Below are 24,056 nucleotides of genomic sequence, written 5' to 3' on the forward strand. Positions count from 1 at the left end.
AGGTTGTCGATGCCGGTGAGTACATAGGACGTGCCGAGCGTCGCGATGATGGGCGGCACATGCAGATAGGTGATGACCGCGAAGTTCCCGCCTGCGGCCGCAGGGCCCCCGGCTTGGTCCGCGGGATCTGCCTGCCGTCCGTGCCGACCACCGTGCGGCCGTCGAGCGGCGCGTCCAGCCGTACGGTCCTCACGTACTGCTTGGCGATCAGGATGCACACCTTGTCCGGCCAGGGCTTCTCGGTCACGGTGACCTTCACCTGCCGCGGGCTCTCCTTCACCGACACCGCGTAGTCGGCGCACACGCCGCCCATGAAGCTCACGGTCAGCTCCCGGTCGTCGGCGGTGTAGCCGTCCACCTTCACGTCGTGCGACCGCGCGCCGGGCGACCGCGGTGACGACGTCGGTGACGAGGTCGGGTCCGGAGCCGGTGCCGGGGCCGACGGCGAGGTCAGGTACTTCGACTCGACCGCCGGGTACGTCACCGTGAAGGCGCCCTGCGCCGCCGAGCCCCGCACCTCGAACAGCCAGGACGGCACCAGCGTCTGCCGCCCGGCGACGGAGTGCGCGGCCAGCCCGAACACGGCCTTGTCCACGGTGAACGCGCCGGTCCCCGAAGCGGCGGCCGCCCGCGGCACCGACTCCGCCTTCGTCCCCGCCCCCGAACCGGTCTCCGGCTCCGCCTTCGCCCCCGGCGCGGGCGCGGGCGCGTTGCACAGCTGTTCCAGCCGGTCCTTCAACGGCACCGGACGCGCGCAGCCGCCGATGCCCATCCGGTGCCCGTGCCGCTGCGCCGCGTTCATCAGCGCCAGCGTCTTCCGCGCGCCCAGCACGGGGTAGGAGGCCCCCTTCACCGGCGCCACCAGCAGCCCGTGGCCGCCGACGACCGAGCCCTTCCTGTCGACGGTCAGACCGGTCGTCCAGCCGGACGTGGGCAGACCGCCCACCACGGGATCGGCGTTCACCACCCGCTGGGCGCCCATCACCTGACTCGCGTCGACCTTCGCGTCGTCCTGCCCGAGCGCCTTCAGTACGGGCGCCGCCGTCCGTGTCGCCACCGCCGTGCTCACCGGCTCGCCGGCCGGGGCGCCCGGGTCCTGCGTGCAGACGGTGACCTTCTCGCAGTTGTCGGTGCCGGGCGCGTACCGGCTGATGGTCCAGCTGCCCGGCGCGTCCCCGGCCACCCGCAGGGCCGGCCCGAAACCGTCCTTGCCGCCGACGCGCCAGCCGCCGCCCTGCGCCACAGGCGTGCCGTCGACCCCGAGCGCCTCGGCCAGCCGGGCCACCGCGTCCTCGCCCACCCGGCCCCGCGGCGCGTACACCGGCGCCGAGCCGGGGCCGTCCGGCAGCTTCCCCGCGGCCGTGTACGTGGCGCCGTACGGATCCGGCTCACCGGGCGCGATGCCACCCGTGCCGGCCCCCGCCCAGCCGTCCAGGACGAGCGGCGGGGGAGTGCCGCCGCCACCGGACGCGCCCGCGTCGCTACGGCCGCTGGGCCCCCCGCTCGCCGCGAGGTACGCGCCACCGCCCCCGACCAGCAGCACGGCCGCCGCGACGGAGAAGACGACCAGGGGAGTACGGCGCCGCCCGGACGCCCCCTCGGTGTGCTCCGAGGGGCCGGGGTCCTCGTGCTCCGGGTTCCTGGGGGCCTCGGGGTTGTCAGGAGCCTCGGAATTCTCGGGCCGCTCGGTGTCCACCGCATCGCTCCTCGCTGGTTCGTGTCCCACGTCCCCGGCACGGGGGACGGCGATGGGACGCGCGAGGGGAGCGCACGGTTCCCGCCGGTGCGCTCGTCGCTCAGTCGCCGTAGTCGGACATGGCGTCCAGCAGCCGGGCGGACCGCGTCGGCACGGACACCCCGTGGATCAGCGACGGCGGCACCGGACGCGACGCGGCGTGCTCGGGAGCCGTCCAGCGCGGGGCCATCCGGGCGCAGTCGCCGCGCAGAGAGGCGAGATCGCCTTCGAGGTCGGCCGGGGCGGGCGAGGTGACCTTGAGGTTCGTCATGACGGCACCGTAGGCATGAGGAGTGCCGCGAAGAAAGGTCTACTATCGGGTAGTTTTGCCAGCTTCAGTGGCCGTCACCGAGCGGGTAGCGTGAACTGTCAACCCTCTTTCCCGTCGCCCACCACCCCTCCAACGAGCGCTGACGCGCGCGTTTCACTCATCCGCAGGAGAATGTCCGTCGTGCGCATCGCAGTCACCGGCTCCATCGCAACCGACCACCTCATGACCTTCCCCGGCCGCTTCGCCGACCAGTTCGTCGCGGACCAGCTGCACACGGTCTCGCTCTCCTTCCTGGTCGACAACCTGGACGTCCGCCGCGGCGGCGTCGGCGCGAACATCGCCTTCGGCATGGGCCAGCTCGGCACCCGGCCGATCCTGGCCGGGGCCGCGGGCTTCGACTTCGACGAGTACCGGGCCTGGCTCGACCGGCACGGTGTGGACACCGAGTCGGTCCGTATCTCCGAGACCCTGCACACCGCCCGCTTCGTGTGCACCACCGACGCCGACCACAACCAGATCGGCTCCTTCTACACCGGCGCGATGAGCGAGGCCCGCCTCATCGAGCTGAAGACCGTCGCCGACCGCGTCGGCGGTCTCGACCTGGTCCTCATCGGCGCCGACGACCCGGAGGGCATGCTCCGCCACACGGAGGAGTGCCGCTCCCGGAACATCCCGTTCGCCGCAGACTTCTCCCAGCAGATCGCCCGGATGGAGGGCGAGGAGATCCGGATACTGCTGGACGGGGCGACGTACCTCTTCTCCAACGAGTACGAGAAGGGCCTCATCGAGTCCAAGACCGGCTGGAGCGGCGCCGAGATCCTGTCCAAGGTCGGCCACCGCGTCACCACGCTCGGATCGCGGGGCGTGCGGATCGAGCGGGAGGGCGACGACCCGATCGAGGTCGGCTGCCCCGAGGAGGAGCGCAAGGCCGACCCCACGGGTGTCGGCGACGCCTTCCGCGCGGGCTTCCTGTCGGGTCTCGCGTGGGGTGTCTCGCTGGAGCGCGCGGCTCAGGTGGGCTGCATGCTGGCGACGCTCGTCATCGAGACGGTGGGGACGCAGGAGTACCAGCTGCGGCGGGGGCACTTCATGGAGCGGTTCACCAAGGCGTACGGGGACGAGGCGGCCGAGGAAGTTCTGGCTCACCTGAGCTGAGCGCCGTTGCCGTTGCCGGGTGCGGGTGCGGGTGCGTGGGGCTGAGCGCGCCGTTCCCCGCACCCCTTGGTCTCTCAGCTCGTCCGGCGGACCACGTACGCCGTGCCCCGCTGCGCCGGTTCCTCGCCCACGTACTCCTGGCCCCGCATCTCGCACCACGCCGGGATGTCCAGGCGGGCCGCCTCGTCGTCCGAGAGGACGCGGACGGTGCCGCCGACCGGCACCGTGCCGATCACCTTCGCCAGTTCGATGACCGGGATCGGGCACCGCTTGCCCAGGGAGTCGACGACCAGTTCCGCCGCCCGCACCACGGTGGCCGGGGCAGGCGCCCCCAGCTTCTCGCGGACCCCGGCCACGGTCGCCGGCAGGACGTCCAGGAAGCGTTCCACGTCCTCCTCGGCCGTTCCCGCCGGCAGGGAGACCCGTACGTTGCCCTCGCTCAGCACCCCCATCGCCTTCAGCACATGGCTGGGCGTCAGCGTGCTGCTCGTGCAGGAGGAACCGGACGAGACGGAGAAGCCCTCCCGGTCCAGCTCGTGCAGCAGGGCCTCGCCGTCGACATAGAGACAGGAGAAGGTGACGATCCCCGGCAGCCGCCGCTCGGCGTCGCCCACCACCTCCACGTCCGGCACCAGCTCCGGCACGCGGGTCCGGATCCGCTCCGTCAGCTCCCGCAGCCGTACCGCCTCCTGGGCCGCCTCGGCCCGTACGGCCCGCAAGGAGGCCACGGCCGCCACGATCGCCGGGATGTTCTCGAAGCCGGCCGAGCGCCCGGACTCCCTTTCGTCGACCGGGCCTTGGGCGGCGAAGCGCACGCCCTTGCGCACGACGAGCAGTCCGACCCCCGAGGGCCCGCCCCACTTGTGGGCGCTGCCCGTCAGCAGCGACCAGTTCCCCTCCACCGGCCCCCACCCCAGCGACTGGGCGGCGTCCACCAGCAGGGGCACCCCGGCCGCCCGGCACGCCTCGGCCACCTCGGCCACCGGCTGCACGGTGCCCACCTCGTGGTTGGCCGACTGGAGAGCGGCCAGCGCGGTGTCCGGCCGGAGCGCGGCCGCGTAGGCCGACGGGTCCACCGCTCCTGCCCGGTCGACGGCCACTTGGGTGACACTCCCGCCGTCCGCCTCGAACAATTCCGCCGAATGGAGGACGGAGGAATGTTCGACGGCCGACACGATCAGGTGGCGCCCCACCCGCCGACGTCCGGCCGACGCCCCCGCGATCCCGGTGTGGACGGCACGGGTCCCCGAGGGCGTGAACACCACCTCGTCCGGCCGGCACCCCACCGCATCCGCGGCCGCCTCCCGAGCGGCGTCCAGCAGCATCCGTGCCTTGCGCCCCTCCCGGTAGAGACGGGCGGGATCCGCCCACCCCTCCTCCAGAGAGGCCAACAGAGCCTGACGGGCCACAGGGTGGAGAGGGGCGGAGGAGGCGGCGTCGAAGTAGGGCACACAGCAACGTTAAGTCTTCGGTGGGAGCGGCCGGCCCAGGGGTGCCGGGCCGGGCCGGCATGCGGCTCCGTCGCGTGCGCTGCGACCAGCCACAACGCACCCGCACCCGCCCGTCAAACCCCCACAACCCGAGCTATTGGGCACCCGTTCCCACCCCAACAGGGTGACAGGCGACGCGTATGCCCCCCTCCCCGCGAACCCTCGAAGAGCGTCGGCTAGGGTTTGGTCCGCATAAACATCCAAACCCCTGCCCGCCGCAGGGCGGCGACCGACCAGCGAGAAGGCCGCAGCCGACCGCGCGGGCGAGACTCTCGGGAAGGCGCTACGTGAGTCCCAACGGCTCCGACCGCTCGCCGCGGCGCCCGATGCGGCGGAAGCTGCTGCAGGCACTGACCGCGGGCCTGGTCCTGGCGACCGCAACCGGTTGCACATACAAGGACTTCCCCCGCCTTGGCATGCCCACCCCGACCACGGAAGAGGCTCCGCGGATCCTCTCCCTGTGGCAGGGCTCCTGGGCTGCCGCACTGGCCACCGGCGTGCTGGTGTGGGGCCTGATCCTGTGGAGCACCATCTTCCACCGGCGCAGCCGCACCAAGGTCGAGGTTCCTCCGCAGACCCGGTACAACATGCCGATCGAGGCCCTGTACACGGTGGTCCCGATCATCATCATCTCGGTGCTCTTCTACTTCACGGCCCGGGACGAGACGAAGCTTCTCAGTCTCACCGACAAGAAGGCCGACGTCACGGTCAACGTGGTCGGCTTCCAGTGGAGCTGGGGCTTCAACTACATCGAGAGCGTCCCGGGTTCCACCGGTGACGCCAAGACCGACAAGAACCTGGACGCCATTCCGGACCGGTTCAAGAAGGACTTCCCGGCGAACGCCGGCGGTGTCTACGACGTCGGTACCCCCGGTACGCGGAACCCGCAGACCGGCAACCCCGGTCCGACGCTGTGGCTCCCCAAGGGCAAGACGGTCCGCTTCGTCCTGACCTCGCGTGACGTCATCCACTCCTTCTGGGTGGTGCCGTTCCTCATGAAGCAGGACGTCATCCCGGGCCACACCAACGCCTTCCAGGTGACCCCCAATCAGGAGGGCACCTTCCTCGGCAAGTGCGCTGAGCTCTGCGGCGTCGACCACTCCAGGATGCTGTTCAACGTGAAGGTCGTCTCCCCCGAGCGTTACGAGCAGCACCTCAAGGACCTCGCCAAGAAGGGGCAGACCGGTTACCTTCCCGCCGGCATCGCGCAGACGAGCCACGAGAAGAACCGGGAGACGAACAACCTGTGAGCATCCTCAACGAACCCCAGGGTGCCGCGGCAGCTGAGGACTCGTACGAGAACGAGCTGCCGGTCAGGCGCAAGCAGCCCGGCAATGTCGTGGTGAAGTGGCTGACGACCACCGACCACAAGACGATCGGCACGCTGTATCTGGCGACGTCGTTCGCGTTCTTCCTGATCGGCGGCGTGATGGCGCTGCTCATGCGCGCCGAGCTGGCCCGTCCGGGCCTGCAGATCATGTCGAACGAGCAGTTCAACCAGGCGTTCACGATGCACGGCACGATCATGCTGCTGATGTTCGCGACGCCGCTGTTCGCCGGTTTCACGAACTGGATCATGCCGCTGCAGATCGGCGCGCCCGACGTGGCGTTCCCGCGGCTGAACATGTTCGCCTACTGGCTCTACCTGTTCGGCTCGACCATCGCCGTCGGCGGCTTCCTCACCCCGCAGGGTGCGGCCGACTTCGGCTGGTTCGCCTACTCCCCGCTGTCGGACGCGGTCCGCAGCCCGGGTGTCGGCGCCGACATGTGGATCATGGGTCTGGCCTTCTCCGGCTTCGGCACCATCCTCGGTGCGGTCAACTTCATCACCACGATCATCTGCATGCGTGCCCCGGGCATGACCATGTTCCGCATGCCGATCTTCGTGTGGAACGTGCTGCTGACCGCCGTCCTGGTCCTGCTCGCCTTCCCGGTCCTCGCGGCCGCGCTGTTCGCCCTGGAGGCGGACCGCAAATTCGGTGCGCACGTGTTCGACGCGGCAAATGGCGGAGCCCTGCTCTGGCAACACCTCTTCTGGTTCTTCGGCCATCCAGAGGTGTACATCATCGCGCTGCCGTTCTTCGGCATCATCTCCGAGGTCATCCCGGTCTTCTCCCGCAAGCCGATGTTCGGCTACATGGGTCTGATCGCCGCGACCATCGCGATCGCCGGTCTGTCCGTGACGGTGTGGGCCCACCACATGTACGTCACCGGTGGTGTGCTGCTGCCGTTCTTCTCCTTCATGACGTTCCTGATCGCGGTTCCGACCGGCGTGAAGTTCTTCAACTGGATCGGCACGATGTGGAAGGGCAGTCTGTCCTTCGAGACGCCGATGCTGTGGGCGACCGGCTTCCTGGTCACCTTCACCTTCGGTGGTCTGACCGGTGTCATCCTGGCCTCGCCGCCGCTTGACTTCCACGTCTCCGACTCGTACTTCGTGGTGGCCCACTTCCACTACGTGGTGTTCGGTACGGTCGTCTTCGCGATGTTCTCCGGCTTCCACTTCTGGTGGCCGAAGTTCACCGGCAAGATGCTGGACGAGCGCCTCGGCAAGATCACCTTCTGGACGCTGTTCATCGGCTTCCACACCACGTTCCTGGTCCAGCACTGGCTGGGTGCGGAAGGCATGCCCCGCCGGTACGCCGACTATCTGGCGGCCGACGGCTTCACGGCGCTGAACACGGTCTCGACGATCGGTTCGTTCCTGCTCGGCCTGTCGATCCTGCCGTTCCTCTACAACGTCTGGAAGACGGCCAAGTACGGCAAGCCGGTCGGCGTGGACGACCCGTGGGGCTACGGCCGCTCGCTCGAGTGGGCGACGTCCTGCCCGCCGCCGCGGCACAACTTCCTCACCCTGCCGCGGATCCGCAGCGAATCCCCGGCGTTCGACCTGCACCACCCCGAGATCGCCGCCCTCGAGCAGCTTGGGGCCTCTGGCCACGGTGCCATCGCGGGCAGCAAGGAGGCCGGCAAGTGAAGATCCAGGGTCGGATGTTCATCTGGCTGAGCTTCTTCATGCTGATCATGGCCGTCGTGTACGGCGTGTGGTCGAAGGAGCCGGCCGGTACCACGGCGCTCTTCCTGGCCTTCGGGCTGTCGGTCATGATCGGCTTCTACCTGGGCTTCACCGCCCGCCGGGTGGACGCCGGTGCGCAGGACGACAAGGAGGCCGACGTCGCGGACGACGCGGGCGAGCTGGGCTTCTTCAGCCCGCACAGCTGGCAGCCGCTCGCCCTGGGCGTCGGCGGCGCGCTGGCCTTCCTCGGCATCGCCGTCGGCTGGTGGCTGGTGTACTTCTCGGCACCGATCATCATGATCGGCCTGTTCGGCTGGGTGTTCGAGTACTACCGCGGTGAGAACCGCACCCAGTAGCACGCGCTGAGACACGCCGGGAGCCCGGACCTCCGTCAGGAGAGTCCGGGCTCCTGCGTTTACAGCAGTGTCTGTCCCCCATATGGGTTACTTGGCGCGCTCATAAGGTCTGCACCTCATAGCGTGATCATATGAACCACACTGCGCGGACCCGCATCGTCGTCAGCTGCACCCTGCTGGTGACCGCCCTCGGCGCGGGCGTCACCGCCTGCAGTTCGCACGGCAACGCCCTGGCGGACAAGCCCTACGACGCAGCGGGTCAGATCTCCTTCAACGGCCCCACCGGTGCGGGGAAACAGGCCGATCCGGACAAGCCCCTGGAGGTCACCGTCAAGGACGGTGACGGCCGCATCACGGACGTGACCGCCCAGGACTCCACAGGGCGCTATGTGACGGGCGAACTGAGCGCCGACGGCAGCCGGTGGCACAGCACCTCCCCGCTGGCCGCCAACGCCCACTACACGGTCCGCGTCAGCACCGAGGACGACGACGGCGCACCGGGCCGCAAGCTGCTCACCTTCGACACCACCAAGCCCACCAGCAAGAAGCGGCTGACCGTCACCTTCGGGCCGGACGCAGGCGAGTACGGCGTCGGGCAGCCCATCACCGCGCAACTCGACCAGGCGGTCAAGGACACGGCGCAGCGGGCCGTCGTGGAGCGCGCCCTCAGGGTGGACTCGGTGCCGGCCGTGCAGGGCTCCTGGTACTGGGTGAGCGACAAGGAACTCCACTACCGCCCCAAGGACTACTGGCCCGCCCACACCACCATCCAGGTCCACAGCAACCTGGACGGCGTCAAGGTCGGCGACCGCCTCTGGGGCGGCACGGCCAAGCCCCTGAAGATCACCACCGGGGACAAGATCGAGGCCGTCACGGACGCCGCCACGCACCAGCTGACGTACTACAAGAACGGCAAGGCGGTGAACTCGATCCCGGTCACCACGGGCAAGCCCGGCTTCGAGACCCGCAACGGCGTCAAGGTGGTCCTGGAGAAGCAGTACTTCGTACGCATGAAGGGCACCACCGTCGGCATCGCCGAGGGCAGCGCCGACTCCTACGACCTGCCGGTCTACTACGCCACCCGGGTGACCTGGTCCGGCGAGTACGTGCACGCCGCACCCTGGTCCGTGGGCTCCCAGGGCTACGCGAACGTCAGCCACGGCTGCACCGGCATGAGCACCGGAAACGCCGAGTGGTTCTTCCAGAACATCCACGAGGGCGACATCGTCAAGGTCGTCAACTCGGGCGGCAGCCAGATGGAACCCTTCGGCAACGGCTTCGGCGACTGGAACCTCGACTGGGCCAAGTGGCGCACCGGCAGCGCGCTCGGCAACGGCGCTGCCGACGCCCCGGCCCCCGAGAACACGGCCCGCCTCCAGCCGGCGGCGGTGTGACCCACGCAGGGGCGCGGGGCCCGCGCGACCGGCCGTGACGGACCGGCACTCGCGCACACCCCCGCGCCCCGCGGACGCCCAGGCGCTCAGGCGCCCGCGTCTACGCGCTCAGCAGCCTCTTCCGGCGCAGCAGAGAGGCCAGCGCCGAGGCGAACTCCACAGGATCGACCGGCAGGGTGACCGCCGCGTCGGCGCGGCTCCACGTGGCCAGCCACGCGTCCTGGGGCCGCCCCATCAGCAGCAGCACGGGCGGGCACTCGAACACCTCGTCCTTGATCTGCCGGCACACGCCCATGCCTCCCATCGGCACGGCCTCGCAGTCCAGGACGCACACGTCGATGCCGCCCTTGTCCAACTCCCTGAGCACCGCCTCGGGAGTCGCGCACTCCATGAACTGAACGAGCGGCACATCGGGAGCCGGCCTGCGGCCTGCGGCCAACCGCACCTGTTCCCTGGTGTTGGAGTCGTCGCTGTAGACCAGCACCGTGGCGGTCGGCTGCATTGTTCCTCCGGGAGACGTCAGCGTCGTACGGACAGGACGGACGGGGCCGTTTGGGCGGATGTTACTCCCATGAACACCACGTCAACACCGGTTCGGCGGGCAGCAACACTCCGAACGGCACCCCCCGGGGTGAGCGCGAGATAAGCGACCGACATAATGTCGGTCGTGGCGACAGCAACGACAGTAGAAACCGGGCACGCGCACCCGTCGGTCAACCGGCCGAACCTCACCAGCGTCGGAACCATCATCTGGCTGAGTTCCGAGCTGATGTTCTTCGCGGCCCTCTTCGCGATGTACTTCACCCTCCGGTCGGTGACCGGACCGGCGCACTGGAAGGAGATGGCGCACGCGCTCAACGTGCCCTTCTCCGCGACGAACACCACGATCCTGGTGCTCTCCTCGCTCACCTGTCAGCTCGGCGTGTTCGCGGCCGAGCGCGGTGACGTGAAGAAGCTCCGTGGCTGGTTCATCCTCACGTTCATCATGGGTGCGATCTTCATCGGCGGTCAGATCTACGAGTACACCGAGCTGGTGAAGAAGGACGGCATCTCGCTCTCCTCCGACCCGTACGGCTCGGTGTTCTACCTGACCACCGGCTTCCACGGCCTGCACGTGACGGGCGGTCTCATCGCCTTCCTGCTGGTCCTCGGCCGCACCTACGCGGCGAAGAGGTTCACTCACGAGCAGGCGACCGCCGCCATCGTCGTGTCCTACTACTGGCACTTCGTCGATGTCGTCTGGATCGGCCTTTTCGCCACGATCTACCTGATCAAGTAGCCGGGACCGTTCCCGCACATCCAGAAGCACCGACGCAGAAGATCCTGACACCGGGGTAATCCGTGAAAAAGCTCTCCGCACGACGACGCCATCCGCTGGCGGCGGTCGTCGTCCTACTCCTCGCGCTGGCGGCCACTGGGGGGCTGTACGCCGCGTTCGCACCCGCGGGCAAGGCGCAGGCCGATGAATCCTCCCAGTCCCTGACCATCAAGGAGGGCAAGAAGCTCTACGAGGTCGGCTGCGCCAGCTGCCACGGCACCGGTGGCCAGGGCTCCTCCGACGGGCCGAGCCTGGTCGGTGTGGGCGCCGCCGCGGTCGACTTCCAGGTCAGCACCGGCCGTATGCCGGCGTCCACCTCGCAGATGGCTCAGCTCCCGCGCAAGAAGCCCGTCTACACGCAGGACCAGATCGACCAGCTCGCCGCGTACGTGGCCTCGCTGGGCGCCGGTCCGAGCGTGCCCACGAGCGAGCAGTACGGTCCGGGCGGCGCGGACATCGGCAAGGGTGGCGAGCTGTTCCGCAGCAACTGCGCGCAGTGCCACAACTTCACCGGTAAGGGCGGTGCCCTGACCAAGGGCAAGTACGCCCCGAACCTCGATGGCGTCTCGCCGAAGCACATCTACGAGGCCATGCAGACGGGCCCGCAGAACATGCCGTCCTTCTCCGACACCACGCTGTCGGAGAAGAACAAGAAGGACATCATCGCGTACCTCGACGCGGTCAACGGCAGCAAGACGGAGAACCCGGGCGGTCTGGATCTGGGCGGCATCGGGCCGGTCAGTGAGGGTCTGTTCGCCTGGATCTTCGGCCTCGGCGCGCTGGTCGCGGTCGCCGTCTGGGTCGCCGCTCGGACCGCAAAGGCCAAGAAGTCATGAGTAGCCAAGACATTCCAGAAGAGAACCTGCCGGCTGAGTCCGCAGGACACAACGAGCACGCGCACGGCGTGGTGAGCGTCGCGGACGAGGAGAACCCGTTCGCCGACCCGGGGCTGCCGCCCCACGAGCACCGCATCCAGGACATCGACGAGCGGGCCGCCAAGCGGTCCGAGCGCGTGGTCGCCCTGCTGTTCACGGTGTCGATGCTGGCCACCGTCGGCTTCATCGCCTCGTACGTGACGATCCCGCGCGACAAGTCGGTCTTCGTCTTCCCGATCGGTCACATCAGCGCGCTGAACTTCGCGCTGGGTCTGACTCTCGGTGTGGCGCTGTTCTGCATCGGCGCGGGCGCGGTCCACTGGGCCCGCACCCTGATGTCCGACGCGGAGATCGCCGACGAGCGTCACGCGATCGCCGCCTCTCCCGAGGTCCGCGCGCAGGTCTTCGACGACTTCCGCCAGGGCGCCAAGGAGTCCGCGATCGGCCGTCGCAAGCTGATCCGCAACACGATGTTCGGCGCGCTGGCCCTGGTGCCGCTCTCCGGCGTCATGCTGCTGCGCGACCTCGGCCCGCTGCCGCACAAGTCGCTTCGTCACACCCTGTGGGCGAAGGGCAAGCTGCTCGTCAACATGAACACCAACGAGCCGCTGCGTCCCGAGGACGTCGCCGTCGGTTCGCTGACCTTCGCCAAGCCCGAGGGCCTGGAGGAGACCGACGAGGACTTCCAGAACGAGATCGCCAAGGCCGCCCTGATGATCATTCGGCTCCAGCCGAACAACATCAAGGACAAGCAAGAGCTCGAGTGGTCGCACGAGGGCATCGTCGCGTACTCGAAGATCTGCACCCACGTGGGTTGCCCGATCTCCCTGTACGAGCAGCAGACGCACCACGTGCTGTGCCCGTGCCACCAGTCCACCTTCGACCTCTCCGACGGCGCCCGAGTGATCTTCGGTCCCGCCGGTCACGCCCTGCCGCAGCTGCGCATCGGCGTGAACGAAGAGGGTTACCTCCAGGCTCTCGGTGACTTCGCGGAGCCCGTCGGTCCTGCATTCTGGGAGCGCGGATGAGTACTGCATCGAACGCATCGAATTCGTCCGCCGGCGCGGCGGGCACCTCGCGCGGGAAGGCTCCGGCCGGCGAGCGCGTCGCCGACTGGGCGGACGGCCGGCTCGGGATCTACTCCCTGGCCAAGGCCAACATGCGCAAGATCTTCCCCGACCACTGGTCGTTCATGCTGGGTGAGGTCTGCCTCTACAGCTTCCTCATCATCATCCTGACCGGTGTCTACCTGACGCTGTTCTTCCACCCGTCGATGAACGAGGTGGAGTACCACGGCAGCTACGTCCCGCTCCAGGGACAGCTGATGTCCGAGGCGTTCAACTCGACCCTGCACATCAGCTTCGACGTGCGCGGTGGTCTGCTCATCCGGCAGATCCACCACTGGGCCGCGCTGATCTTCCTCGCCGGCATGTTCGTGCACATGATGCGCGTGTTCTTCACGGGCGCGTTCCGCAAGCCGCGTGAGATCAACTGGCTGTTCGGCTTCCTGCTGTTCGTCCTCGGCATGTTCACCGGCTTCACCGGTTACTCGCTCCCGGACGACCTGCTCTCCGGCACCGGTGTGCGCTTCACCGAGGGCGCGATCCTGTCCATGCCGATCGTCGGCACGTACATCTCGTACTTCCTCTTCGGCGGCGAGTTCCCCGGCCACGACTTCGTGGCCCGGTTCTACTCGATCCACATCCTGCTGCTGCCGGGCATCATGCTCGGTCTGGTCGTCGGCCACCTGATCCTGGTCTTCTACCACAAGCACACGCAGTTCGCGGGCCCCGGCAAGAAGGAGACGAACGTCGTCGGCATGCCGCTGCTGCCGGTGTACATGGCGAAGGCCGGTGGCTTCTTCTTCCTGGTCTTCGGCGTCATCGCGGCCATCGCGGCGGTCGCTCAGATCAACCCGATCTGGGCCATCGGCCCGTACCGGCCGGACCAGGTGTCCACCGGCGCCCAGCCCGACTGGTACATGGGCTTCGCCGAGGGTCTGGTCCGCTACATGCCGGGCTGGGAGATCAACTTCTGGGGTCACACGCTCGTCCTCGGCGTGTTCATCCCGCTGGTCCTCTTCGGTGTGGTCCTCACGGCGATCGCGGTGTACCCGTTCATCGAGTCCTGGGTCACCGGCGACAAGAGCGAGCACCACATCCTGGACCGCCCGCGCAACGCCCCGACGCGCACCGCGTTCGGTGTCGCCTGGGTGACCGTGTACATGATCGGTCTGGTCGGTGGTGGCAACGACCTGTGGGCCACCCACTTCCACCTGTCGATCAACGACGTGACCTGGTTCGTCCGTATCGGCTTCTTCGTCGGACCGGTCCTCGCGTTCATCATCACCAAGCGGATCTGCCTCGGCCTGCAGCGCCGGGACAAGGACAAGGTGCTGCACGGTCGCGAGACCGGCATCATCAAGCGCCTGCCGCACGGTGAGTTCATCGAGGTGCACGAGCCGCTCAGCCAGGAGCAGCTGCACACCCTCACGGCGCACCACCAGTACGAGCCGGCGCAGATCGGCCCGGCGGTGGACGAGAACGGTGTCGAGCGGAAGGTGAAGGGCACGGAGAAGCTGCGTGCCAAGCTCTCCAACGCCTACTTCGGCGAGGACAACCAGATCCCGAAGCCGTCTGTCGACGAGTACAAGGAGATCACGAGCGGCCACGGCCACCACTGATCCCCGCGTCGCCACGCCACGGTAGAAGGGCCCCGTCCGGTTTCGGACGGGGTCCTTCTCCGTGCTCACGGGTGGATAGGGTGGTGTACGACGAATCGAACCCGTGTACTCGACTGGAGCGGCTGATGAGCGCTGTGACCCCCGCTGGAGGCGACACCGCGGCGGGCCGTTCCTGGCCCGCCCTGCTGAACGGGCTGCTGGACGGCCGCGACCTGTCCGCCGACGAGACCGCGTGGGCGATGGACCGGATCATGCGCGGCGAGGCGACCGACGCCCAGATCGCCGGGTTCATGGTGGCGCTGCGGTCCAAGGGCGAGACGGTCCAGGAGATCATCGGGCTCGTCCGGACCATGTACGAGCACGCCAACGTGATCGAGGTGCCCGGCCCGGCGGTCGACATCGTCGGCACGGGCGGCGACGGCGCCAAGACGGTGAACATCTCCACGATGTCCTCGATCGTCGTGGCCGGCACGGGGGCGAAGGTCGTCAAGCACGGCAACCGCGCCGCGTCCTCCGCCTCCGGCTCCTCCGACGTCCTGGAGAAGCTCGGGGTCAACCTGAACCTGAGCCCGCAGCGCGTCGCCGAGGTCGCCGAGGAAGCCGGCATCACCATGTGCTTCGCGGTGAAGTTCCACCCGTCGCTGCGTCATGTCGCCGCCGCACGCGGCCAGTTGGGCATCCGGACGACCTTCAACGTTCTCGGCCCGCTGACCAACCCGGCCCGGGTGCGGGCCCAGGCGGTCGGCGTCGCCGACCCGCGCATGGCGCCCATCGTGGCCGGCGTCCTCGCCGAGCGCGGCAACTCCTCCCTGGTCTTCCGCGGCGACGACGGCCTCGACGAGCTGACGACCACGTCCACGTCCCGGGTCTGGGTGGTCCGGGACGGCAAGGTCAGGGAGGAGATCTTCAACCCGCGCGAGGTCGGCATCGACCTCGTCCCCATCGACGCCCTGCGCGGCGCCGACGCCGCCTACAACGCGGAGGTGGCACGGCGCCTGCTGGACGGCGAGCAGGGCCCGGTCCGCGACGCCGTCCTGCTGAACTCGGCGGCGGCCCTCGTCGCCCTGAACCCCACGGACGCCTCGCTCCCCGAGCAGATCCGTGAAGGGATGGCCAAGGCCGCCGAGTCCATCGACTCGGGCGCGGCGAAGCGGACGCTGGAGCGCTGGATCGCGGCCACCCACCGCTGACGTCCGCCCATGTGACGCGGGGCGCGGTCCAGATGGCGGACTGCGCCTTGCGCGTCGAAGATCGTGTGGCAGGATACGAACCAGGTCATGAGCGACAGTCATTCGGCCCCGGCCGACTGTCCGGCAACCCTCCGTCCGTGGCGGGGTGCCCCGGGTGAAGACCAGGTCGTAGGCAGCGAGGCCTACGGCAAGCGCGGACCCCTCACACACTCTGGGAAGTGTGGGGCCAGGGGTCCTGGTCGTTCGAGGGAGCCTTCCGTGAGCAAGCGAATGCGATAGGGCCGCAGAGCCCCGCCTCCGCATCCCCTTTCACCCTTCTCCGCCACATCGCACCGCGCTCGAGCATGTCCGCTCGCGCGGCGATTCCGGCCTGCCTCACGGGAGTTCGCCATGTCTGTCTTCACCGCTGCCGCCGCCCAGTCCGTCTGCCGTGAAATCTCCGGGTTTCTGCCCGTCCTCGGCCGGGACGTCACCGTGCCCCTCGTCACCGGCGGCGAGGTCACCTACGCCGCGCTCGACTACGCCGCCAGCGCCCCCGCCCTGCAGCGCGTCTGGGACGACGTCGCCGCGTACGCCCCCTACTACGGCAGCGTCCACCGCGGCGCCGGCTACCTGTCCCAGCTCTCCACCGACCTGTTCGAGAACGCCCGCAGGACGGTCGCCGAGTTCCTCGACTGCCGCGCCACCGACCAGGTGATCTTCACCCGCTCGACCACCGACTCCCTGAACCTGCTGGCCCGCGCGCTCCCCGCCGACTGCCAGGTCTTCGTCTTCGAGACCGAGCACCACGCCTCGCTGCTGCCCTGGCAGGACGCCCGGGTCACCTACCTCAACGCCCCGCGCACCCCGCGCCAGGCCGTCGAGACCCTGGAGCGGGCCCTCGCCGAGCGCACCGAGTCCAGTGAAGGGGGCCACGGCCCGGCCCTGGTCTGCGTCACCGGCGCCTCCAACGTCACCGGCGAGCTGTGGCCGGTGCGCGAACTGGCCGCCGCCGCGCACGCGCACGGCGCCCGGATCGTCCTGGACGCGGCCCAACTCGCCCCGCACCACCCGGTGTCGGTCACGGACCTGGACGTCGACTGGGTCGCCTTCTCCGGCCACAAGCTGTACGCGCCCTTCGGCTCCGGCGTGCTCGCAGGCCGCGCCGACTGGCTCCAGGCCGCGCAGCCGTACCTCGCGGGCGGCGGCGCGAGCCGTGCCGTATCCCGTCGCCAGGACGGCGGGGTGGACGTGCAGTGGCACGAGAGCGCGGCCCGCCACGAGGCCGGCTCCCCGAACGTCATCGGCGCCTACTCCATCGCCTCCGCCTGCAAGGCGCTCACCGAGACCGGCTTCGAGGCGCTCGTCGCCCGCGAGCGGCACCTGATCGCCACGGTCCGCGAGGGCCTCGCCGAGGTGCCCGAGGTGAAGGTCCTCTCCCTCTTCGGCGACGACGCCCCGCGCGTCGGCGTCATTTCCTTCGTCGTCGAGGGCTGGAACAGCTCCCACTTCGCCGCCGCCCTCTCCGCCGAGTACGGCATCGGCGTCCGCGACGGCCTGTTCTGCGCCCACCCGCTGGTCCGCACCCTCCTCGGCAGCGACCCGGGGACCCAGGGCGAGTGCGGCGCCCCCGAGGCCGCGCCCGGCGAGAAGTCCCTGAACGCCATCCGTGTCAGCTTCGGCGCGGGAACCCCGGACGAGCACGTCGAACGATTCGTCGCCGCAGTGAAGGAACTGGTGACCGAGGGCGCGAAGTGGACCTACCGCACCGAGGAAGGCCGCTGCGTTCCGGCGGTGTGACCTGCTGATTCAGCCGACGCACGGGGCAGCGCCCCGAAAGGGGCGCGGGGAACTGCGCGACCGGCCACGACGAACCGGCAGTCGCACACGCACCCGCGCCCCTCGGACGAGCAGGCGATTCAGTTGTCCAGCCCGATGGCGAACGCGGCCTCGAGGTCATGCTGCGAGTACGTCCGGAACGCCACATGCGTGTCCGTCGCCTCGACTCCCTTGATCTTGCTGATCCGCCCCGGAATGACGTCCGCCAGATCCTCGTGCTGCCGCACCCGCACCATCGCGATCAGGTCGTACGTGCCGGTGACGGAGAAGACCTCGCTCACGGACTCCAGCGAAGCGATCTGCTCCGCGATCTCGGGGATCCGGTCCACGCTGGTCTTGATCAGGACGATCGCGGTGATCACGGCTGCTTCTCTCCCTTGGGTGCCGGAGCTGGGGCCGACCTCACTCTAGCCCTCCCGTCTCCCGCCACCACCCTTCCAATGCCGCCCTCCGGGCCCTTCTCTTCCCCGTCTCCCGCCACCACCCTTCCAATGCCGCCCTCCGGGCCCTTCTCTTCCCCGTCTCCCGCCACCACCCTTCCAAGGCCGCCCCTGAGGCCCTTCCCCCTGCCGTACCGCAGCCAGGCGTAACCGAAGCCGAGGCAGAAGCCGACGACGTGCGCCAGGTAGGCCACCCCGGGGCCCTGCGGTGCGCGGCTCGCCGCGAGCCACTGCAGGGCAGCCCAGAACGGCAGCACGATCCAGGCCGGGAAGCGCAGCGGCAGGAAGAAGAGGAAGGGGAGGAGACTGGTCACACGGGCACGCGGGAACAGATACAGGAACGCCCCGAGGACCGCCGAGATCGCCCCGGACGCGCCGACCAGCGACTGCTGGGAGCCGGCGTTGGCGGCCGCGTACCCCAGCAGGGCCAGGTAACCGCAGCCGACGTAGAAGAGGGTGAACTCCACCCCGCCCATCCGTTCCTCGGTCATCACCCCGAAGACGAAGAGGAAGAGCATGTTGCCGAGCAGGTGCACCCAGCTGCCGTGCACGAACAGGGCCGTGGCCGGGGAGAGGGCCTCACGCAGGGGTGCGCCGAACAACTCCGCCGGGATCACCCCCCAATGCCGGAAGTACGCGCGCTGCGCGGCGGCCAGCGTGTTCCCGGAGCCGTACGTCGGGGTGAGCCCGGAGGCCGGGCCCAGAACGAAGATCAGACAGCACAGGGCGATGAGCGTGTACGTCATCGGTGCCGTGATGCCCCGTGCTGCCCTGAACGTCCGGCCGGCTGTCGTGCTCCAGTCGCTGATCATGAACACAGAGCATGACGTAACCGGACGCACTGGCACAGACCGCCTCGCCGCCGTGGACGGACGGGCGACGAGGAGCCGCCAGGCCGTAGGGTTACGACCCACACGCGTCGGGGAGCGGCGCAACCGACCCGAGAAGGAAGCGGACAGTCACGATGACGGTACCTCTGCCGACCGCCACCACGCGGTGGCGCTGCACCCTCTGCGGCAACCTCACCCGATTCGACGTGACGCGCGCGTCCAAGGTCGTCGAGTACGTCCACCTGGACCTCGCCGGTGCGCCGACCGTCGAGGAGCGCGAGGTGGTCAGTGAGACGATCGAGTCGGTGCGCTGCCGCTGGTGCAACGCGGTGGACCAGGTGGAACTCGTGGACAGGCCGGGCGCCGGCTCCTGAGCGGAGCGGGCCCCGTCGAGGCATTGGGGTGTGACGGATGGTGGAGACCGCAGGCGGGGGGCCGGGCGACGGCACCGCTGAGGTGCTTGACCGTCCGCTGCCCGACGGCGTGCGACGGCGGGTCGTGCAGATCGTCTCCGACGCCTTCGGCAGCCTGACCGTGGCCGAACTGCCCACCCAGTTGCGGCAGTACGCCCGGTTCGCCCCGAACCGGCGGGCCAAGTTCGCCGGGAACGCGATGGCGGCCGCGCTGGAGGCCGATCCGCTGTTCCGGCAGCGGATCGGGGAGAAGTTCAGAGAGGCGCACCCGGAACTCTCCGGCGCCCTGGACTCCGGCTCCCCGCCCCCGGCCGCGGACCCGCTCGATGTGGCGGCCGCGGCCTACGTACTGCGCCCCACGGGCTGGGTGAAGCTGGTCGCCGCGGCCGGCGAGGAGGCCCAGCGGGCGAACGCCGAACGGGCTGACGAGGAGAGTCGGGCCGAACTGGAGCGGCTGCGCGAGGAGCTGGCGCAGGCCCGCGAGCAGACCCGGACCGAGACCGAGCGGCTGCGTGCCGAGCTGGACGCGGCGAAGAGGGAAGCGGAATCGCTTCACCGCAAGCTGCGTTCCGCCCACAGTGACATCAAGCGCGGGGATGCCGCTCTGCGCAGGATCCAGGGCGAGGTGGAGGCCGCGCGGGCCGAGGGGCAGGCGCAGGTGTCCGCCGCGGAGAGCGAGTCCCGGCGGCTCAAGGCCCGCCTGGGCGAGGTGGAGGCCGTACTGGAGGCCACCCGCCGGGCGTCCCGCGAGGGTCGCAGCGTGGAGGACATGCGGGTACGGCTGCTGCTGGACACCGTGCTGGAGGCGGCTCAGGGGCTGCGGCGCGAACTGGCGCTGCCACCGGTCTCCGTGCGCCCGGCCGAGACCGTGGACGCGGTCGCACCGGGACGGATGACCCCGAAGGACATCGCGGCCCGCGCCCTGTCCGAGAACGACCCCGCGGTCCTCGACCAGTTGCTCGCGCTGCCGCAGGCGCACCTGGTCGTCGACGGCTACAACGTCACCAAGACCGGCTATCCGCAGATGCCGCTGGAGAAGCAGCGGCTGCGGCTCCTCGGCCAGCTCTCGGCGCTCGCCGCACAGACCGGTGCCGAGGTGACGTGTGTCTTCGACGGTGCCGAACTGGTCGCGCCGGTGCTGCTCGCGCCCCCGCGCGGCGTCCGGGTCCTGTTCTCCAAGCCGGGCGTCACGGCCGACGAGCTGATCCGGCAGCTGGTGCGCGCGGAGCCGCCGGGCCGTCCGGTCATCGTCGCCTCGACCGACCGGGAGGTGGCCGACGGGGTCGCGCGCGCCGGTGCCCGGCCTGTGGCCTCTGCGGTACTTCTCAAGCGACTGTCCTGAACGTTCACCAGGTATATGCAATGCCCGAATTGGGCCGATCTTCACGCAACGTAGTGTCAAGCGGGCGTCACGCCTGGTGAGTTGTGTGCAAAGAATGCAGTGAGTGACGAGATTTTTTGCTGTGAGGATTTGATCTGATCACAACTGGGTCACTAGGGTCAGGCCTCGAACCTCCGAACGGGTGATCACTCACAAGAAGGAGTTCGTCCTCCGTGGCGTCCCATCGTCGACCCAAGCAGCCGAGCCGCACGCGTGTCACCGTGCTGACCACCGCAGCCGCCGCTGCCGTCGCGCTCAGCGCGAACGCCGCCAATGCCGCGCCGAGCGCCAAGCTCAGCAAGGACGAGGTCAAGGCGAAGGTCGACAAGCTCTACGAGCAGGCGGAGCAGGCCACCGAGAAGTACGACGGGGCCAAGGAGAAGCAGCAGAAGCTGCAGAAGGAAATCTCCACCATCCAGGACAACGTCGCCCGCGGTCAGCAGGATCTGAACAAGCTGCGCGACGGCCTGGGTTCGATGGCCACCGCGCAGTACCGCTCCGGCGGCATCGACCCGTCGGTCCAGCTCTTCCTGTCGTCCGACCCGGACAGCTTCCTCGACAAGGCCTCCACGCTCGACCAGTTGAGCAGCCAGCAGGTCGAGGCCCTGAAGAAGATTCAGGACAAGCAGCGCGAACTCGCCCAGGAGCGGGCAGAGGCCACCGAGAAGCTCAAGGACCTCGCCAGTACACGTACCGAGCTGGGCAAGAAGAAGAACGAGGTCAAGGCCAAGCTCGCCGAGGCGCAGCGGCTGCTCAACACCCTGACCGCCAAGGAGAAGGCGGCCCTCGCCGCCGAGCAGGAGCGCGCCAACCGCTCCTCCACCCAGCGCCCCGACCTCGGCAACGACACCTCCGCCTCCGGCCGTGCCGCCGCCGCGTTCTCCGCCGCGCAGAGCAGGATCGGCACCCCGTACGTCTACGGCGCCTCCGGCCCCTCCTCCTTCGACTGCTCGGGCCTGACCTCCTGGGCCTACGCCCAGGCCGGCGTCTCCATACCGCGCACCTCCGAGTCGCAGGCCGGCATCGGCGCGCACCTCTCCATGAGCCAGCTCCAGGTCGGCGACCTGGTGTTCTTCTACGGCGACCTGCACCACGTCGGCCTCTACGCCGGCAACGGCCAGGTGCTGCACGCCCCGCACACCGGCGCCGTGGTCCGCTACGAGTCGATCGGCAACATGCCGTTCCAGTTCGGCGTCCGGGTCTGACCCTTCGCCCGAACCGCTCCGGGAGGCGCCCGATCGGGCGAATCCCGGTAACCGGAACTGACTCCACGCCCCGCCCATGACCTGCGTCAGCGGCGGGGCGTCGCGTTCGTGAGGCCCCCCGCGACTTTGGCGGAGTCCGTCCGCACGGCTACTGTCTGGCGCGTTTCCCCGGCGCCCGGGTCTCCCCGTCCCCGGCGCCGGGGACGGTACCTGTCGCCCAGCAGAAGGACTGCCGTGGGGTCCCATCGCCGTCTTGTCCCCTCCGGATTCCACCGGGGGGCCTCCGCCCTGTGCGTACTGTCGGCCGCGGCCGGCACGCTCGGCGCCGTGTCCGCGCACGCGGCGCCGCACACGGACACCCGTGCCGAGGTGGACCGCCTCTACGAGGAGGCCGAGAAGGCGACCCAGGCCTACGACAAGGCCGACGAGCGCGCCGGCGCGCTGCGCCGGGAGATCCGCGACACCCAGGACCACATCGCCCGGCAGCAGCAGCGCGTCAACGACCTGCGGGAGCGGCTCGGTTCGCTGGCCGGCGCCGAGTACCGCTCCGGCGGCCTCGACCCGGCCGTCGCCCTGCTCTTCTCCCGGAATCCCGACGAGTACCTCGACAAGGCCACCACCCTCGACCGCATCGACGCCCAGGAGGCCGGTCAGCTCAGGGAGTTGCGCTCGGCGCTGCGCGAACTCGCGCAGGAGCGCGAGGAGGCGGCGAGGAAGCTCGCCGAGCTGGAGCGGAGCCGCAAGGCGGTCGGCACGCACAAACGGACCGTGGAGAAGAAGCTCACCCGGGCCCGGCAACTCCTCGGCTCCCTGCCACCCGCCGAACGTGCCGCCTACGACCGGGCCTCCCGCTCCGGCCGCTCCGACCTGCTGGGCCTGACCGCCGTCCCCGACGCCCGCTCCGCGGCCGCCCTGGCCGCCGCCCGCTCCGCGCTCGGCCGCCCCTACGTGTGGGGTGCCAACGGCCCCTCCGGCTTCGACTGCTCGGGCCTGATGCAGTGGTCGTACGCGCACGCCGGGATCCATCTGCCGCGCACCTCGCAGGAGCAGCGGTCCGCCGGCCGACAGATCCCGCTCTCCCAGGCACGCCCCGGTGACCTGGTCGTCTACCGCTCCGACGCGAGCCATGTGGCGATGTACGCGGGCCACGGCCAGGTCATCCACGCGCCCCATCCCGGGGCGCCGGTGCGCTACGACCCGGTCGGGATGATGCCGATCTCCTCGGTGACCCGGCCCTGACCTGACGCCGTACGCCGTACGATCGCAAAGTGGCTGTTCGTGGACGGGCGCGAGGGGCGCGGCGGGCGTGGCGCGCCGCCGTCGCGGGGCTCTGCCTGCTGCTCGTGCCGCCCCTGGCGGGGTGCGAGGCGCGGCAGGCCGGCGACACGGCGCAGGCCCAGGTGCAGCGGGTGCTGGACCGGCGGGCGGCGGCCCTGCTCGACCACGACGAGACGGCGTACGACGCGACCGGCGGCCGCACCCAGTACGCCCGGCTGACCGCGCTCCCGCTGGCCTCCTGGAGCTACCGGGTCACCACCCTGCACCGAGGCCGCTCCGGCGCCACCGCCGACACCGAGCTGAGCTACCGGGTCGCCGGCTACGACAGGGTCCCGGTCAGCGTCCGCCGCACCGTCACCCTCGGCCACGGGTCCGACGGCACCTGGTACGTCACCGGCGACAAACCCGCCGGCCGGGCCGGGCAGCAGCTGTGGGACCAGGGGCCGGTGACCGCGTTCAAGGGCGCGCGTAGCCTGGTCCTCGGGGCCGGACAGGACAGCGACGAGCTGCGCACGTACGCCCGGCTCGCGGACCGCGCGGTGCCGGCCGTCTCCCGGGCCTGGGGCACGGACTGGACCCGGCGGGTCGTCGTCCTCGTACCGCGCTCCCTGGACGGCATGGCGGGACTCCTCGGCGCGCCCGCCTCCAACTACCGGGGCATCGCCGCCGTCACCACCGGCGAGGCGGGAGGGTCCGGCCGGACGCCCGCGGACCGGGTGGTCGTCAACCCGGAGGCGTACGTGGCCCTCGGCGGGACCGGCAAGCAGGTCGTGCTCACCCACGAGACCACGCACGTGGCCACCCGGGCGCACACCACCGCCGCCACCCCGCTGTGGCTCTCCGAGGGCTACGCCGACTGGATCGGCTACCTCGACACCGGCCGCACACCCACCGAGGCCGCGCCGGAACTCGCCCGCACGGTCCAGGACGGGCAGGCGCCCTCGCAGCTCCCCTCCGACAAGGCCTTCGGCTTCACCGGCGACCCGACCCACCTCGCGCAGGCCTACGAGGGCGGCTGGCTGGCCTGCCGGATGATCGCCGACCAGTGGGACCAGGCCCGGCTCGGCGCCTTCTACCGCTTTGTCGGGAGCCACCAGAAGCGGGAAGGCGCGGTCGAGGCGGCTCTGGAGAAGGTCCTCGGGACGACGCAGAAGGAGTTCACCGCGCGGTGGCGCGAGTATGTGCGCGAGCAGCTGACCTGAGTGAGC

At 69.9% G+C, this 24,056-nt stretch carries 21 protein-coding genes, 1 pseudogene and 1 riboswitch; of the genes and pseudogenes, 16 read left to right on the top strand and 6 right to left on the bottom strand.

What is annotated here, in order from left to right; genetic code table 11:
- Both ACWD5D_RS14995 and ACWD5D_RS15000 read right to left on the bottom strand, forming a co-directional pair.
- Positions 1-1,696, bottom strand: a 1,696-nt coding sequence (locus tag ACWD5D_RS14995) for a hypothetical protein (RefSeq protein WP_451373107.1), incomplete at its 3' end; no start/stop codon positions are given.
- A 100-nt stretch (positions 1,697-1,796) separates the two neighbouring features.
- Entirely contained in the window at positions 1,797-2,006 is a 210-nt protein-coding gene (locus ACWD5D_RS15000) for a hypothetical protein (protein WP_451373108.1), read from the bottom strand.
- Positions 2,007-2,186: 180 nt separating this feature from the next.
- Here ACWD5D_RS15000 and ACWD5D_RS15005 point away from each other — a divergent pair, with 180 nt between their 5' ends.
- Positions 2,187-3,161 (top strand): carbohydrate kinase family protein, encoded by a 975-nt coding sequence (locus ACWD5D_RS15005; protein ID WP_451373109.1) that lies wholly within the window; start codon positions 2,187-2,189, stop codon positions 3,159-3,161.
- A gap of 74 nt (positions 3,162-3,235) precedes the next feature.
- Here the strand turns inward: ACWD5D_RS15005 and ACWD5D_RS15010 are convergent, their stop codons facing one another.
- The gene (locus ACWD5D_RS15010) at positions 3,236-4,612 is read right to left on the bottom strand and encodes an aminotransferase class V-fold PLP-dependent enzyme (RefSeq protein ID WP_451373110.1); all 1,377 of its coding nucleotides are present in this window, start codon (positions 4,610-4,612) and stop codon (positions 3,236-3,238) included.
- A 326-nt stretch (positions 4,613-4,938) separates the two neighbouring features.
- Between ACWD5D_RS15010 and ctaC the strand changes: the two genes are divergently transcribed.
- The 4 genes from ctaC to ACWD5D_RS15030 all read left to right on the top strand — a co-directional run bounded on the left by ctaC (position 4,939) and on the right by ACWD5D_RS15030 (position 9,417).
- On the top strand, positions 4,939-5,901 hold the full coding sequence (gene ctaC / locus ACWD5D_RS15015; RefSeq protein ID WP_451373111.1) for an aa3-type cytochrome oxidase subunit II: 963 nt from the start codon (positions 4,939-4,941) through the stop codon (positions 5,899-5,901).
- The gene (gene ctaD, locus ACWD5D_RS15020; protein WP_451373112.1) at positions 5,898-7,628 is read left to right on the top strand and encodes an aa3-type cytochrome oxidase subunit I; all 1,731 of its coding nucleotides are present in this window, start codon (positions 5,898-5,900) and stop codon (positions 7,626-7,628) included. The genes ctaC and ctaD overlap by 4 nt, the downstream gene beginning before the upstream one ends.
- Complete coding sequence (locus ACWD5D_RS15025) at positions 7,625-8,023, top strand: cytochrome c oxidase subunit 4 (RefSeq protein WP_451373113.1); 399 nt, start codon at positions 7,625-7,627, stop codon at positions 8,021-8,023. The genes ctaD and ACWD5D_RS15025 overlap by 4 nt, the downstream gene beginning before the upstream one ends.
- 131 nt (positions 8,024-8,154) lie before the next feature.
- Positions 8,155-9,417 (top strand): Ig-like domain-containing protein, encoded by a 1,263-nt coding sequence (locus ACWD5D_RS15030; protein WP_451373114.1) that lies wholly within the window; start codon positions 8,155-8,157, stop codon positions 9,415-9,417.
- Positions 9,418-9,517: 100 nt separating this feature from the next.
- Here ACWD5D_RS15030 and ACWD5D_RS15035 read toward each other — a convergent pair whose 3' ends face one another.
- Positions 9,518-9,919, bottom strand: a complete 402-nt coding sequence (locus ACWD5D_RS15035; protein WP_451373115.1) for a hypothetical protein — start codon at positions 9,917-9,919, stop codon at positions 9,518-9,520.
- 156 nt (positions 9,920-10,075) lie between these two features.
- Here ACWD5D_RS15035 and ctaE point away from each other — a divergent pair, with 156 nt between their 5' ends.
- From ctaE to ACWD5D_RS15065, 6 genes are all read left to right on the top strand, one after another.
- Positions 10,076-10,696 carry an aa3-type cytochrome oxidase subunit III gene (ctaE, locus tag ACWD5D_RS15040; RefSeq protein ID WP_301974529.1) on the top strand — a complete coding sequence of 207 codons (621 nt, stop codon included), beginning with the start codon at positions 10,076-10,078 and terminating at the stop codon, positions 10,694-10,696.
- Between the two features lie 62 nt (positions 10,697-10,758).
- Complete coding sequence (qcrC, locus tag ACWD5D_RS15045; RefSeq protein ID WP_451373116.1) at positions 10,759-11,571, top strand: cytochrome bc1 complex diheme cytochrome c subunit; 813 nt, start codon at positions 10,759-10,761, stop codon at positions 11,569-11,571.
- Positions 11,568-12,638, top strand: coding sequence for a cytochrome bc1 complex Rieske iron-sulfur subunit (gene qcrA / locus ACWD5D_RS15050; protein ID WP_451373117.1), 1,071 nt, complete (start codon positions 11,568-11,570; stop codon positions 12,636-12,638). Before qcrC ends, qcrA begins: the two co-directional genes overlap by 4 nt.
- The gene (qcrB, locus tag ACWD5D_RS15055) at positions 12,635-14,293 is read left to right on the top strand and encodes a cytochrome bc1 complex cytochrome b subunit (RefSeq protein ID WP_451373118.1); all 1,659 of its coding nucleotides are present in this window, start codon (positions 12,635-12,637) and stop codon (positions 14,291-14,293) included. The genes qcrA and qcrB overlap by 4 nt, the downstream gene beginning before the upstream one ends.
- Before the next feature lie 125 nt (positions 14,294-14,418).
- Positions 14,419-15,483, top strand: a complete 1,065-nt coding sequence (trpD, locus tag ACWD5D_RS15060; protein ID WP_451373119.1) for an anthranilate phosphoribosyltransferase — start codon at positions 14,419-14,421, stop codon at positions 15,481-15,483.
- A gap of 83 nt (positions 15,484-15,566) precedes the next feature.
- A riboswitch (SAM riboswitch) is annotated at positions 15,567-15,683 on the top strand.
- A gap of 190 nt (positions 15,684-15,873) precedes the next feature.
- Positions 15,874-17,262, top strand: a complete 1,389-nt coding sequence (locus ACWD5D_RS15065) for an aminotransferase class V-fold PLP-dependent enzyme (RefSeq protein WP_451373120.1) — start codon at positions 15,874-15,876, stop codon at positions 17,260-17,262.
- A gap of 119 nt (positions 17,263-17,381) precedes the next feature.
- Here the strand turns inward: ACWD5D_RS15065 and ACWD5D_RS15070 are convergent, their stop codons facing one another.
- Together ACWD5D_RS15070 and ACWD5D_RS15075 are read right to left on the bottom strand one after the other, a co-directional pair.
- Positions 17,382-17,663, bottom strand: coding sequence for an Lrp/AsnC family transcriptional regulator (locus tag ACWD5D_RS15070; RefSeq protein ID WP_451373121.1), 282 nt, complete (start codon positions 17,661-17,663; stop codon positions 17,382-17,384).
- A 200-nt stretch (positions 17,664-17,863) separates the two neighbouring features.
- Positions 17,864-18,553 (bottom strand): annotated as a pseudogene (locus ACWD5D_RS15075) (rhomboid family intramembrane serine protease); the annotation flags it as partial.
- A gap of 152 nt (positions 18,554-18,705) precedes the next feature.
- Here ACWD5D_RS15075 and ACWD5D_RS15080 point away from each other — a divergent pair.
- From ACWD5D_RS15080 to ACWD5D_RS15100, 5 genes are all read left to right on the top strand, one after another.
- Positions 18,706-18,945: a hypothetical protein gene (locus ACWD5D_RS15080; RefSeq protein WP_451373122.1), complete on the top strand. Its 240-nt coding sequence runs from the start codon at positions 18,706-18,708 to the stop codon at positions 18,943-18,945.
- Positions 18,946-18,982: 37 nt separating this feature from the next.
- Positions 18,983-20,326 (top strand): NYN domain-containing protein, encoded by a 1,344-nt coding sequence (locus tag ACWD5D_RS15085; RefSeq protein WP_451373123.1) that lies wholly within the window; start codon positions 18,983-18,985, stop codon positions 20,324-20,326.
- Positions 20,327-20,538: 212 nt separating this feature from the next.
- Positions 20,539-21,570 (top strand): NlpC/P60 family protein, encoded by a 1,032-nt coding sequence (locus tag ACWD5D_RS15090; RefSeq protein ID WP_451373124.1) that lies wholly within the window; start codon positions 20,539-20,541, stop codon positions 21,568-21,570.
- A 234-nt stretch (positions 21,571-21,804) separates the two neighbouring features.
- Positions 21,805-22,809 carry an NlpC/P60 family protein gene (locus ACWD5D_RS15095; RefSeq protein WP_451373125.1) on the top strand — a complete coding sequence of 335 codons (1,005 nt, stop codon included), beginning with the start codon at positions 21,805-21,807 and terminating at the stop codon, positions 22,807-22,809.
- 29 nt (positions 22,810-22,838) lie between these two features.
- Positions 22,839-24,050 carry a hypothetical protein gene (locus ACWD5D_RS15100; RefSeq protein WP_451373126.1) on the top strand — a complete coding sequence of 404 codons (1,212 nt, stop codon included), beginning with the start codon at positions 22,839-22,841 and terminating at the stop codon, positions 24,048-24,050.
- Positions 24,051-24,056 lie beyond the last annotated feature (6 nt).

This window comes from Streptomyces sp. NPDC002520 (genome assembly GCF_053595235.1).